Origin of the sequence: Shewanella carassii (assembly GCF_019670705.1) — a bacterium.
GTDB lineage: Bacteria > Pseudomonadota > Gammaproteobacteria > Enterobacterales > Shewanellaceae > Shewanella > Shewanella carassii.
This window is the reverse complement of the sequence record NZ_AP024618.1, coordinates 2,354,404-2,367,444: the sequence shown is the minus strand read 5'-3', so window position 1 is coordinate 2,367,444 and position 13,041 is coordinate 2,354,404. Positions and strand designations below refer to the sequence as shown.

Genomic DNA, 13,041 nt, shown 5'->3' with positions numbered 1-13,041 from the left:
TTGATATCAATCAGTAATTTCAACGTTCGACCAGGCTCTGTGTGAGCCCGGGTTGATGTAATCCATACCAGAGCTGCCCGAGGGCGATACCGCCATCATTGACCGGCACCAGGCCGGGTTTCAAGCGGTGAAATTCAAGCCGGGCGAGTTCCCGGTGGCAGTATTCACTGAGAAGCCTGCTTTGAAACACGCCGCCGCTCAGTACCAGCGGCAGATCTTCTATTCCTTCGGCCTTGAGCCAGTTACGGGCCTTGAGCGCCGCGGTAATAATCCCTTTGCCTATGGCTCGAATAAAGGCCAGCGCCAGCAGTTCACTGTCCGGCTCGGTGCGCCAGGCTTGCAGTAGCGCCGAAAATAGCGGTGCACTTTGCCACTGCCCAAGCACCAGCTCGGCGCGAGTGTTTGTCGGTTCGAGCTTAAGTTCAAGCTTCAGCTCTAAGCCTAGCTTCTCGGCGCCTTGCTGTTTCCCGGCGGCAATGGCTCTGCGGGCAAGGGTTTCCAGGATAATCCCGGCTTGGCCTTCATATTGGCTGAGTCTCAAGTTCGCCAGCATAGCGGCGGCGGCATCGAATAAACGGCCGATGGAGTGGCTCTTGGGACCTATGCCACCGCTGGCGAGCTTGCCAAGGTTGGCCAGCTTGGCTGCAGGCTCGGCGGCAAAGACCGCCAATTGCTGCAACTCTTCAATACCATGGTTTTGCAACAGCAGGCTATAGAGTAGGCGCCAAGGCTCGCGAATGGCCTGCTCGCCACCGAGCAGTGTCATCGGGCTCAGGGTTGCCAGGCGCTGAAAGCCCTGACAATCTGCCAGCAGCAGTTCGCCGCCCCAGAGCTGGTTGTCATCTCCAAGCCCTGTGCCATCAAAGCTGAAGCCCAGCACCTTGCCGCTGTAATCATTGGCAGCCATCACCGCCAGCAGATGGGCGAAGTGATGTTGCACCTCAAGCTGCCGAGCACTTTGCCGCTCGGCCCAGCGGCTGGAGGCGTAGTCGGGGTGTTTATCGCGGATGATGGCCTCGGGTTCAAAGCGGTACAGGCGCTGGAAACTCTGCAAAGTGCGCTCGAAATAGCCTTCAGCCTCAACACTGAAAAGATCGCCGATATGGGGGCTGAGATAGAGCTGATTACCGATATTGAGCGCCAGGGTGTTTTTCTGTTGTGGGCCCACGGCCAGCAGTGACGGCAGCTTGTTGGAGCAGTTGTCTCTAGAGTCCTTACTCGCCAAGCTCTTGCTTGCTTTGTTCATGCTCGCCAAGCTTTTGCTTACTATGTTCATGCTCGCCAAGCTCTTGCTTGGCAGGCTCAGCGGTGCATAACCGCGGGCGAGACGCAGTATTTGCAGTTCATCATCCAGCATCTGCACCACAGAGTCGTCACAACCGTTGATGATGGGGCGGTTATGATCCAATACTGCATCGACCACAGCCAGAGGCGGCTTGCCGAGTTGCTGCAGCACCTCGTCGCCGTCTGTGATAATCGGCTCACCGGAGCGGTTGGCACTGGTGGCCACCAGCGGCCGCTGCAGACCATCGAGCAGCAGGGTGTGCAGCGGCGTATAGGGCAGGAACAAACCCAGCCGGTCGATATCAGGGGCTATGGCGCTGCTGAGTGCCGGAGCGTCAGCCTGGTGTTGCTTCTTGCCCATAAGCACTATTGGCCGCTCTTGACTACTGAGCAGTTGCCATTCGGCGCTTGAGCCTTCGGCATACTGTTTGGCGAACTCGACTGAGGGCATCATCAGTGCCAGCGGCTTGGCCGGGCGGCACTTGCGGCGCCTAAGTTCAGTGACTGCGTCATGATTACCGGCATCACAGATCAGATGAAAGCCCCCTAGGCCCTTGATAGCGAGGATTTTGCCCTGTTCGATAAGGGCAATGGTTTGCGCCAGCGCTTGCTCTCTCTTGGCGAGGGTTTCGCCGCCTGCGCCACGCAGTGTCAGCTCGGGGCCACATTTTGGGCAACTGACCGGCTGGGCGTGATAGCGCCTGTCCATAGGGTCTTCATAGGCTTGGCGACAGGCATCACAGAGCGCAAAGCCCGCCATGGCGGTATTGTGTCTGTCGTAGGGCAGGTTGCGGATAATGGTGTATCTGGGGCCACAGTGGGTGCAGTTGGTGAAGGGGTAACCGAAGTGGCGATTATCGGGATCGCGTATCTCGGCCAGGCAGGCATCGCAGCTGCTCTTGTCGCTGCCCACAGTGACTATGGCCGCCGCTTGCCCCGCACTGCTGTGCGCTATGGTGAAATCCTGTAAGTCCTGCACTTGGGCATGGCTGACGGTGAGTTCATCAATGCGGCACAGCGGCGGGCGCTCGGTATCGAGCGCGGCTCGAAAGCCTGCCAGCGCCATCTCCGGACCTTGCACCAATATGCTGACGCCCTGGCCATCGTTGAGCACATGGCCCGTGAGCTGAAAGCGTTTTGCCAACTGGAAAATCCAGGGGCGAAAACCCACCCCCTGGACTATGCCTTTGATATTGAAGCTTTGGGCAACAAGCGCTGTCATCAGCGCCTCCTTTGCCTGAGCCAAAGTGCGCCGGCGGCGAGCAGGGCGCCGTCGAGATCGAGCAGCTGACTGGCCGCCAGCGGGAAGTTTTTGCCGATGCGGATGGCGATTCTCTTGCTCAGAACCGGGTTGACCATGGCGCTGCCGGCCAGAAACACACAATCTATGCCAACGCTGAGATCCAGATGCTCGACCCAGTTGGCCAGATAGTCGGCCAGTGAATCCTGGGCGGCGAAGCAGAGCTTGGCGGCATCTGTGTCGCCGGCGAGGCGGAAACTCATGACAGTGCCCAGCGTTTTGCACCAGTTAAGGCCGCGCACCGCTTCGCCTTTGGCCAAGGGGTAATCGATTCGCGGTGCGTTGGCGCCCTTGTAACTCATGGCGGCGGCGATAAAGGCATCTTTAAGCTCAGTGGCCGACTGACCCTGCTGCCCGAGGCCACTGATGATGGCGATAACGGCCCATAGCGCATCCAACCCGGGGAAGGCGGATGGCTCGCGACTGCCAAAATCCAGCAGGCGGTTATAACACTCGGGGAATTGGCTTTTGAATTTTTGCACCACAGTGCGCTGCGGGCTTTGCTCCAGTGCGTGTACTATCTCATAGCCGCTGGCGGGCAGTTGAGTTAGCTCAAAGAAGCACTCTTGTTCGCCGTCCTTATCCAGATAGCGTATCTGAGATGGATTCGAGCCGCTGAAATAGAGCAGCGCGGCCTTTTTTATACCGGAAAATTCGGCCTGCAGCCCATTGAAGGCACATTCGGCGCCGTGCTCGGCGGACACTTGCCAGATATTCGCGTCATTTTCCGTGGCGGCTCTCAATACAATTTGCGGCTCTTTTTTGTTGCCCTGGTTTTGAACGGTCGCCACTGATTTGCCGAACCTTGCCTCATCGTGCAGGGTTTCCGGCAAGGCATGGCCTGAGCTTGCCTTACTCAGCCGCGCCTGCTGAGCATAAAGCGGCAGATAGTGACCGGCTATCCAGCTAAGTTCCACACGGGATGGCTGGGATAACTCGGTGGCAAACAGATAATCGCAGCCCTTGATACGCAAATACTCGCAGATGATCAGCAGCAGTCTGCTATCGGCAAACGCCACTGAGTACAAGGGCTGTGTGAGCCTGGAATGCTGCGAGCAGGGCCTTAACCGCAGCGCAGGTTTTTCCATCGAAGAAAGCGCCAACACCTCGGCATCGGTCAGCAGGAAGTGGGCGTTGAGGCTATTGGGATTGCAGCAGATAAGTGTTTGGCCGCTGGGTATGCCCTGAGGCATATCATCTTGTTTGAGACTCAGTTTTAGGCGCCGATTGCCGCTGTCGGTGAGCGTGAGCGATTTGCCCTCAAGCAGTTGCTCGGCCATGGCGCGGATATCGCTTGGCTGCAGGGCGCAAAGCGCCGGCTTGGTCAATACCGCCTCTTCACCGTGGCAATGGGGGCAGGGCAAACGGATATTGGCAAAATCAGGGTGTTGGTTATCGCCCAAACGTGGCTGGCAGTGCTGACAAAACGCCAGGCTCGGCCGAGTGGCTGCATTGGGAAGTACGTCGGTTAAAGCCAGTGGTGTGGCGGCGCCGAGTCTTTCCTCTGCCAGTAAAATACGTGAGTCCAGTAAGCTGGTGCTCAAGAGAAAATCACCCGCAATCTCATCGGCGAGCTGCTCAAGCTCACTCTGGCTCCCCTCGGCTTCGAGAATATATCGCCAGATGATCCTTGGCGCCTGATGATTCTGCTCCAGGGCGGCATCAGTGCTTTGCTTGGCCGCAGATTTCAGCGGCAACAGGGCGACAGTGATATTCAGCTTATCGTAATTAAGATATTGGTTACATAAATGCCCATACCAAGGCTGCTGCGAGGCGCAGTCAAATTCGAATCTAACGAGTTTCATGGGATGTTTCCGGCAGTTTGTCTTCTTCATCGACCGTTGCAGTTACAGACAGCTTTGGGCGATAGGAGTGGGGAATAAGGGCTTCTATGTCTGTGTTACCGGTTTTTTGGCATTGCCAGCCAAGGTGCTGCAGATAGTTGATAAGCGTGGTTTCCATCAAGGGCACGGCGGCGGCAATTTGCGGTGTGAGCCCAAGGGTCATGGGTTCAATCACGGTTGGGGTGATCCCAAGTACCATGGTGTGGGGCCTGTCGCCAAGCATCTCCATCATGATCAGGGTTTGCAGCATTTCCACTTCGTGAGCGCTGCCTTGCCAGTCGATTTCAGGCGGAGCCTTATCGAAGTCGAAGAAATAGACTTCGCCGGGTTTGGCGCCTGCGGCATTGACGGTATCGACCAAGAGCAAAGCGTCGTACTTGGCGATGATAGGGGTGAGCCCCTGTGCCAGGGTGCCGCCGTCGAGGAGATCGAGCTGATCGCTTGGGTGAGTAAATTGGTAGTTTTCATTGAGGTAATTGACAAAATGTACGCCGATACCTTCATCGGCGTACAGGACATTGCCAATACCCAGCAGCAATATCTTCATCTGACCTCTAGTGCTTGTCCGGGTGATAGTCATAACCCGAGACAATAGAGTCCACTGAGTTATGTTTGAAGCGGATACCTGTCCAGACTGCCATATAAACGTGGATAACCACGAAGATGACAAAGGCCCAGGTCAGATAGTGGTGCCAGATCCTGACCATGGCCAGGCCACCCATCTGCGCCGTGATCCAGCCGGAGATATCCCACAGCCAGCCGCCCATACCTTGATGGTAGACGTTAGCATAGAGTACCAGACCGGTAATACAGATCACCGCAGCCATTACAGACACTGCCAGATAGGTCATAAACTGCAGTGGGCCATAGACACCGGCCTTGTTCAGCTTACCCATCCACAGATAGGACTTGAGCTGAACTATCCAACTCTTCAAGCTCATCACATCCCGAAACGAGCGCCGCTCGATATCGCTCTTACTGAAGAAGAACAGATAAGCGCGGGCCAGGGTAATGGCACAGAGGATAAAGCCGAAGATCAGGTGGGCAAAGCGGATCCAGCCTTGCACCAACACATCACTGGACTCGGGCGCCACCAGAAACGGCCAGGCGATATAAAAGCCTGTCACTACAAGTACCAAAATGGCCAGCGCTCTGAGCCAGTGAAATATCCGGATCGCGGCGCTGAATACTATCTCCTGTTTATAGGAAACACTCGATGTAGCCATGACGCTTCCTCCTTAGCGGGCATTGGGATCGATACGGAATTCGCCCAAAGACTGCCCCTTATAATCCATCACGTGTACGGCGCAGGCCATACAGGGATCGAAAGAGTGAATAATGCGGATCACTTCCAGTGGTTTGGCGGGATCTTCAAGTTTCAAGCCTATCAGTGATGCTTCATAAGGCCCCATCTGTCCCTTGGCGTCCACAGGTCCTGCGTTCCAGGTGGTGGGCACCACGGCCTGATAGTTTTCCACCAGTCCCCCTTTGATGCGGATCCAGTGACTGAGCATACCGCGGGGCGCTTCAGTCATGGCGTGGCCGACATACTCTTTGTTGCTATCGAGCTCAGGCTTGATATAAGTGCTGTCGTCACTCTGGATATTAGTCAGCAGGGCATCGAAGGTGCGCAATCCCTCTTTGGCCACAATCGAGGTTTGCAACATGCGCGCCGCGGTGCGGCCAAGGGTGGTGAACAGGGCTTCAATCGGCAAGCCGGTGCGTTGCAGCAAACCATTGACAGCATCGACCACCACTTGATTGCCTCTGGCATAGTTCACCAGCAGGCAGGCGAGTGGGCCCACTTCCACGGGTTCACCTTGATAACGGGGCGATTTCACCCAGCTGTATTTGTTGTCACCATCCAGGGTCGGCAGTTTGCCGTAAACCGTGTCGCGCTCTACAAAGCCGGTGTAATCCGGAATTGTGGTGCCATCGTAAGGGTGTTGCGGCTTGTCGGCCTTGTACCAAGCGTGGGTGACATCTTCGGCAATCAGATCCGGGTTGATGTCACTGACACCGGCCAGGTCGCCCTTGAGGATAACCCCTTGTTCAAACAGATATTCACCATCGGCTGTGACAAAGTCATTGGTGGCCATAAAGCTCTTGATGTTAACGCCGCCCAGTACCGAGGCTTCGCCGCCGAAGGCTTCGGCCGCCATTATGATATCGGCCTTGTATGCACGTTCAATAAAGTCGGCCACAATGGCATGTTTTTGTTTCCACTCCTGCAATCTTGCCGGGCTCAACATATCGCGCACCGAGGTCACACCGCCGACCACCAGAGATTGAGGGTGAGGCTGCTTGCCGCCGAAAATCGCCATCATCTCTGCCGCAACCCGCTGTACTTCCAGCGCCTTGAGATAGTGCGACAGGGCAATCAGGTTCTGCTCTGGGGTAAATTTATAGGTACCGTTACCCCAGTAGGCGTTGGCGAAAGGCCCAAGCTTGCCGGTTTCGACAAAGCCTTTGACCCTTTCCTGAACGGCCCTGAGTTCACCTTCACCGGCGGCAATCGGCTTGTCTGTGTACTTGAGCGCCACCTGGGCCGCCTTGGCGGGATCGGCACTGAGAGCGGAAACCACATCCACCCAGTCCAGACCATGCAGATGATAGAAATGCACTATATGGTCGTGCATAAACAGCGAAGTGTGCATCAAGGAGCGCAGATAGCGGGCGTTGAGCGGAATTTTCATCCCCAGAGCGTTTTCCACCGCTTCGGTGCCGCAGCGATAGTGGGAATAGGTACACACCCCGCAGATCCGCTGCACGATAAGGCCCACATCCATAGGCGTACGGCCCTTGAGGATCACCTCAATACCGCGCCAGAGGGTGGAGGAGGACCAGGCTTTTTGCACCACATTGTTTTCATCGACTTCCACCTCAACACGCAGGTGGCCTTCGATACGGGTAATGGGATCTATGACTACACGTTGGTTCATTGATTAATCCTCCTTCGAACCGGCAAACAGACTGGCAACCGCATGGGCGCCGATACCCACCACAGTGGCACCGAGAATAACAGCGCCTATGGTATCGGCGGTGGCATCCAGGCCATGCAGTAGTTGTCTACCAAGAGGTTTTTCAAAGTCAGCCATATCATCCCAGAAGTTGGGCTCAGAGCAACCCATGCAGCCATGACCGGCCAGCACAGGCCAACTGGTATGGTGATTAAAGCGCTCGGTCGGGCAGTTGTTGTAGGTGTAAGGCCCCTTACAACCTACCTTGTAGAGGCAGTAACCTTCTTTGGCGCCGGTATCGCCGAATTCCTCAACAAATTCACCGGCGTCGAAACGGCCGCGGCGTTCGCAATTGTCGTGCACCCTGGCACCATAGGCCCACTTGGGCCGATTGAACATGTCCAGGGCAGGGAGCTTGCCGAACATGATGAAGTACATCAGGGTGCCGACAATATTCTTTTCACTCGGTGGGCAGCCACCCAGGTTGATGACCGTCTTGTTGACCACTTCATGGACACCCTTGGCACCCGTTGGGTTGGGCGCGGCGGCTTGAACTCCACCGAAGGCGGCGCAAGTACCCACGGAAATTATCGCGGCAGCGCCTTCGGCGGCATGCTTGACAATTTCGAGCCCGGTATGGCCCTTACAGCCGACTGTTAAGAAGGCGCCGTTATTGGCCGTTGGCACGGCCCCTTCAACCGCCAATAGGTAGTTGCCCTTATAAGCTTCCAAGGCGTGTTCCAGATTCTCTTCTGCTTGCCAGCCAGCGGCAGCCATTAGAGTCTCGTGATATTCCAGCGAGATATGATCGAAGATCAACGAATCCAGATTAGGCGTGTCGGCACGCACCAAAGATTCGGAGCAACCTGTGCACTCGGCCAGATGTAACCAGATTAAGGGAACCCGATCGGCCAGTTCAGCGGCCTCGGCCACTAGGTTGGAGAAGGGCAAGGGCAGCGCCAGCATGGCGGTAACCGATGCACTCCACTTCATGAAATCACGGCGGGTCAAGCCGTATTCCAGCATACGTTCCTGTAAAGACTTGTCCTGACGGGCGGGCAGCTGACGCAATTTTTCCAGCCGTTGCCGTCCTTGCTCGTAAAGGGCTGCATGTGTGTCCATGGGTGAACCTTTTGTTTATAAGAATGTAATAACTTTTTAACTCACACAAATCACGACTGTGAGTTTAGGCCGCAATAGAGTGATTAAAGTTGATGTGCATCAAGATTTCAGCTGGGGTGTGATTTTTAACGAGTTTACTTTTTCATAGCATGATCGGGATCAAAATACGCTTTTAAAATGTGGACAAATTGTCCTATTTTGCGCCCAAAAACGTTTAAAAATTCGCAAGATGGCTGTTTGAGAATGCCGGTTGAGCTTCCGAATTGATTGCTATGATGCCCTTTGTCAGATTTCGGGCGATTGGCCGCGCAATTCACAAGTGCGATGTTATTTTACATTCGGTGTAGCAATAAGCGGCTGGTAGAGACTGTGTTCAGCTTGACAGTCAGACGCCACTGCTGCGAAATAGGGGCAACCTAAACCGGATGTTATACCCATGAGAATATTGCTGATAGAAGACAATGAGTTGTTGGCTCAGGGGATATTGCTTAGCCTTGCCAAGTTGGATATGCAGGTGGATCACGTCACCAGTATCAAACAAGCCGAGGCGGCCGTGATTAATGAAACCTTCAGTGCCATAGTACTGGATTTGGGCTTGCCTGATGGCAATGGCCGCCAACTGCTGACCCAATGGCGCCGCCGCGGCATAGATACCCCGACCATAGTGTTGACCGCCAACACAGACTTTGATACCAAGCTTGCCTGCTTGGATCTCGGCGCCGATGATTACCTGGCCAAACCCTTCGATGTGCGGGAACTGGTGGCCAGAATCAAGGCGATCGTCAGGCGGCAACATGGTCTGAATCAAAACCGTTTGGAAGTAGGGGCTCTGGTTATTGATATGGATGCGCATCAGGTGCTGTTTCGCGGTCATCATATCCAGGTGTCGCGGCGCGAATATCAATTATTGCTTGAACTGGCCCAGTCCAGTGGCAGGGTGCTCAGCCGCAATCAGCTTGAGCAGCTGACCTATGGTTGGGACGAGGTTGGCAGTAATTCCATCGAGGTGCATATTCATCACCTGCGTAAAAAAACCGCCAATGAGCTTATCAAGACTGTGCGCGGCATAGGCTATACCTTGGTGGCAGTAGAATGAGCCGGGTATCCCTGCGTCTGGTGATGATGGTATTGATGCTGCTTGGCATCTGCCTCTCGGTCGGCATCAGCAGTTACCTCAACACCCAGGACTCTCGCCGTCAGATAGAAGAGCTGTTCGATGCCCAGATGCTGCAAAGTGCCAAGATGCTGGAGATGTTCTATGGTGCCCAAGGGCGGGATCATCGCCTGGATATGTTGGAAAACCCACTGATTTTGAGCGTCAACCCGGGCAAGGTTAACACCTTTACCGAGCAGGCCGATGCCACTGAGCTGAGTTATGAGCTGAAACTCGCCTATCAGATGTGGACCCCGGCCAAACAACTGATGGCAAGGTCGGATAACAGCGATACTCAACCCATGGCGCCATTCGAACGCGGTTACCACAAGCGTTATTACCAGGGTGAGCTTTGGCATCTGCTCAGTTATTTCTCCGATGATCTGGGTGTATGGATCATTACCGGCCAAAGAGATGATGTGCGCGGTGAGCTGGTGGAGCAGATCATGGGCAACAGCTTTATCGGCCCGGCGTTGGTGGTGCCGGCAGTGGCATTGCTGATGGTGTTTCTCTCCTATTGGTTGTTGCAACCGCTGGAGAGCCTGGCGGCCCGGCTCAAACTCCGCAGCCCTGCGGATATGCGCCCGCTGTCCCTGCAGTTGCCGAAAGAGTTAGTACCTGTGCAGGACGCGCTCAATACCTATATCACCCGCATCAGCGATAATCTGGCGCGGGAGCGGCGTTTCAGCGCCGATGCGGCGCATGAGCTAAAGACCCCGCTGGCGGTCATTAAACTGCACCGTCAGGGCTGGCAACAGGCCAAGACAGAGGCCGAGCAGCAGCTGCACCTCAATGCCATAGACACAGGCATTGGCCAGATGACCCATACGGTAGAGCAGTTGTTGTTGCTGTCTCGGGTGGAATCCCTGTCCGAGCTGGAAGTGGCGCAAACGCCGGTGGCGGTAATGGTTCAGGAAGTGCTGGATCAACTGCTGCCGCTGATTGCCGATTACAGTTGGCAGTTGGAATTGCCGGAAGAGGTGTGTGTCAGGGTCGATCCCTTCTATATGAAACTGGTGCTGAAAAACCTGCTGGAAAACGCCTGTAAGTATTCGGGCAAAGATCAGCCAATCAAAGTCAGTTGCTGGCAAGAGGGGCGCCAAGAGAGTAAACAAGTGGTAATTCAGGTATTGGATTCAGGGCCAGGGCTGCCATTGGAGCAGTGTCGGCAGTTGACTGAGCGCTTTTTCCGGATCGCCGATGAGTCAGTTCCCGGCGCGGGTCTGGGTCTGTCTATCAGTGCTCAAATCGTTGAGTTGCATAAGGGTAAGTTGAGTATTCAACCGGGCATCGAACGTGGCTTGGATGTAAGGATCATCTTGCCGGTTTGAGTTAGCCGAGCAAAAACAAGTCATAAGCCGAGTAGAAATAAAAAGCCGCAGCCTTCCTCGGGGCGGCGGCTCACTTTTAAAGAAGGCAACTTACTCTCAGAACAGATAACGGTAGATTAGCTGCGCCGTACGCGGTGCGCCCAGAGTGGGAATCGGGTACTCGGCCTTGTGCCCATGTTTGAAGATGGCGCTGGTGTTGTCCTCATCAAACAGATTATCTATCCGCAGCGTTAACTGCTGGTTTTGGCTGGCGGTCAACCACCAGTCGGCGCCTATGCCTGTCAGCAGATAGTCGCCGGCCTTGAGGCCATAATCGGTAAATTCACCCACATAACGTCCCTGCAGATAAAGATTCAGTGAATCAGTGGCATCCCAACTGAGGCGGGCAAAGCCCATGTATTGCGGGATCCGCTCTATCTGCTGATCTTTGCCGCGCTCGCGGGCACGGTTATAACTGCCGGATAACTCAAGTTGCCAGCCCTGGGCGGGGTTCATTATGTATTGAATATCCAGCCCCTGAGCCCGAACCTTGCCATCCAGGTTGGCGTACTGCCAGACATTGGTAGCAATTTCCCGTTTGTCCACTAGGTTGTCGGTTTCACGCCAGTAGGCCTCGACACTGAAAGTAAAGTCGCCTTGATAGACCAAGGTCAGATTGGTGTTGATACTCTCTTCACTCTCAAGCTCAGGGTTGCCCAGGGTACCGACCTTGGCCCACAGCTCAGATGAAGTGGGTTGCCGAAAACCATTGCCCACGGCGGCTTTCAGTTGCCAGTTTTGTCCAAGCTCTTGTTCCAGTCCCAGTGACGCCACCCATTTGTCTTCATTGTTGGCCAGGCGGTTATACCTGATCCCCAACGCCAGCACTGTGCCTGGCAGGGCAGAAAAATGCGGCTTGTATTGCAAAAAGGCGGCCTTGGTATCGTCGGTGGGCGCTTGCAGCTCCATCACTTCATCGGCGCCATAATAGCTTTGCCACTCTACGCCGCCGAGCCAGTCGTCACCCGAATCGGCCCGGTAACGACCGCTGACCTTGGCGCCCTTGTCGGTAAAACCCCAGTAGGCATCCCGGTAAGGGATGGTCATGCTGCCATCCGGCTCCAGGGTGATTTCAGAGTAATAGGAGTCCCAGTTTTGATAGTGAAGCCGGGTTTCCAGGCTCAGCTTATCCGTTGCTTGATATTGCCAGCCGAGCCAGGCAAGAGTCTGTTTGCGCTCGTTCTCTGAGACGATGGCGCTGTAGGCCAGAGGCCTTTCCAGTACGCCATTATTGTATTGGCCGAACAGGGTGATTTTGTGCTCGGCAGAAGGTTGCCAATTGAGCTTGCCGCCTATGTTCATCATGCGATAGCCCCGGTCTTTATCTTCTGCGGCTACCGGTGAGTACTCGTCATCTTCCCAGAATGCGTAACCGTCCGATTGACTGGAGCTGCCGCTGAGGCTGTAGCTTAGGGTATCGCTGCCGCCACTGACATAAGCGCCGAGATCATAACTGGTGAGAGTATCGGCGCTTAAGTTGACTTCGCCGCCTTGCTCGCCATGACTGTCGCGGGTGATGATGTTGACCACTCCGGCAATGGCATCCGAGCCGTAGATCAAACCTTGAGCGCCTTTGATCACCTCAATGCGTTCTATCATCATGGGGTTGATGCTGTCGGTATAGGTGGAGCCATAGAGGCGGTTATTGAGGCGATTGCCGTCCAATAACCAGAGTATATCCACAGGGCGACTGCCCTGAAGCGAGTAGTCGGTATCGGTGTGGCGGCCATTGCGACCGTTGGCAAAGAGTCCGGGCACAAATTGGTTGAGGATTTCGTTGATGTCCACCGCACCGGCCGACACTATCATGTCGCGACTGATAACCGTCAGACTCTGGCCAGTATGACTGAGGGCCAACACAGAATCATCCTGATAGCGAGTGCCGTTGACGGCGATGATCTCCATGGCTTCGTCGGCATGACCAATCGGCATTAGCAGTGTACTGGCGGCCATGACACCAAAGGGCAACCAAGGCAGGACCTGTTTAAAAGAGTAACTTATACACATC

The 13,041-nt window shown here is 55.1% G+C and carries 9 protein-coding genes; 2 read left to right on the top strand and 7 right to left on the bottom strand.

What is annotated here, in order from left to right; translation table 11 throughout:
* Positions 1-19: 19 nt before the first annotated feature.
* The 6 genes from hypF to hyaA are packed head-to-tail and all read right to left on the bottom strand — an operon-like array spanning position 20 to position 8,510.
* Complete coding sequence (hypF, locus tag K5621_RS10725; RefSeq protein WP_221049224.1) at positions 20-2,506, bottom strand: carbamoyltransferase HypF; 2,487 nt, start codon at positions 2,504-2,506, stop codon at positions 20-22.
* On the bottom strand, positions 2,506-4,389 hold the full coding sequence (locus K5621_RS10720; protein WP_221049223.1) for a NiFe hydrogenase: 1,884 nt from the start codon (positions 4,387-4,389) through the stop codon (positions 2,506-2,508). Before K5621_RS10720 ends, hypF begins: the two co-directional genes overlap by 1 nt.
* Positions 4,376-4,975, bottom strand: a complete 600-nt coding sequence (locus tag K5621_RS10715; protein ID WP_025010289.1) for a HyaD/HybD family hydrogenase maturation endopeptidase — start codon at positions 4,973-4,975, stop codon at positions 4,376-4,378. The genes K5621_RS10720 and K5621_RS10715 overlap by 14 nt, the downstream gene beginning before the upstream one ends.
* A gap of 7 nt (positions 4,976-4,982) precedes the next feature.
* Positions 4,983-5,654: a Ni/Fe-hydrogenase, b-type cytochrome subunit gene (gene cybH, locus K5621_RS10710; RefSeq protein WP_100143765.1), complete on the bottom strand. Its 672-nt coding sequence runs from the start codon at positions 5,652-5,654 to the stop codon at positions 4,983-4,985.
* A gap of 12 nt (positions 5,655-5,666) precedes the next feature.
* A complete protein-coding gene (gene hyaB, locus K5621_RS10705; protein WP_221049222.1) occupies positions 5,667-7,370 on the bottom strand; it encodes a nickel-dependent hydrogenase large subunit in 1,704 nt (567 codons plus the stop codon).
* Positions 7,371-7,373: 3 nt separating this feature from the next.
* Positions 7,374-8,510: a nickel-dependent hydrogenase small subunit gene (hyaA, locus tag K5621_RS10700; RefSeq protein ID WP_100143761.1), complete on the bottom strand. Its 1,137-nt coding sequence runs from the start codon at positions 8,508-8,510 to the stop codon at positions 7,374-7,376.
* Positions 8,511-8,946: 436 nt separating this feature from the next.
* Between hyaA and K5621_RS10695 the strand changes: the two genes are divergently transcribed.
* A complete protein-coding gene (locus tag K5621_RS10695; RefSeq protein ID WP_025887320.1) occupies positions 8,947-9,606 on the top strand; it encodes a response regulator in 660 nt (219 codons plus the stop codon).
* Positions 9,603-10,994 carry an ATP-binding protein gene (locus K5621_RS10690; RefSeq protein ID WP_221049221.1) on the top strand — a complete coding sequence of 464 codons (1,392 nt, stop codon included), beginning with the start codon at positions 9,603-9,605 and terminating at the stop codon, positions 10,992-10,994. The genes K5621_RS10695 and K5621_RS10690 overlap by 4 nt, the downstream gene beginning before the upstream one ends.
* Positions 10,995-11,090: 96 nt before the next feature.
* Here the strand turns inward: K5621_RS10690 and K5621_RS10685 are convergent, their stop codons facing one another.
* The gene (locus tag K5621_RS10685; RefSeq protein ID WP_245003066.1) at positions 11,091-13,040 is read right to left on the bottom strand and encodes a TonB-dependent receptor plug domain-containing protein; all 1,950 of its coding nucleotides are present in this window, start codon (positions 13,038-13,040) and stop codon (positions 11,091-11,093) included.
* Between the last annotated feature and the right edge of the window lies 1 nt (position 13,041).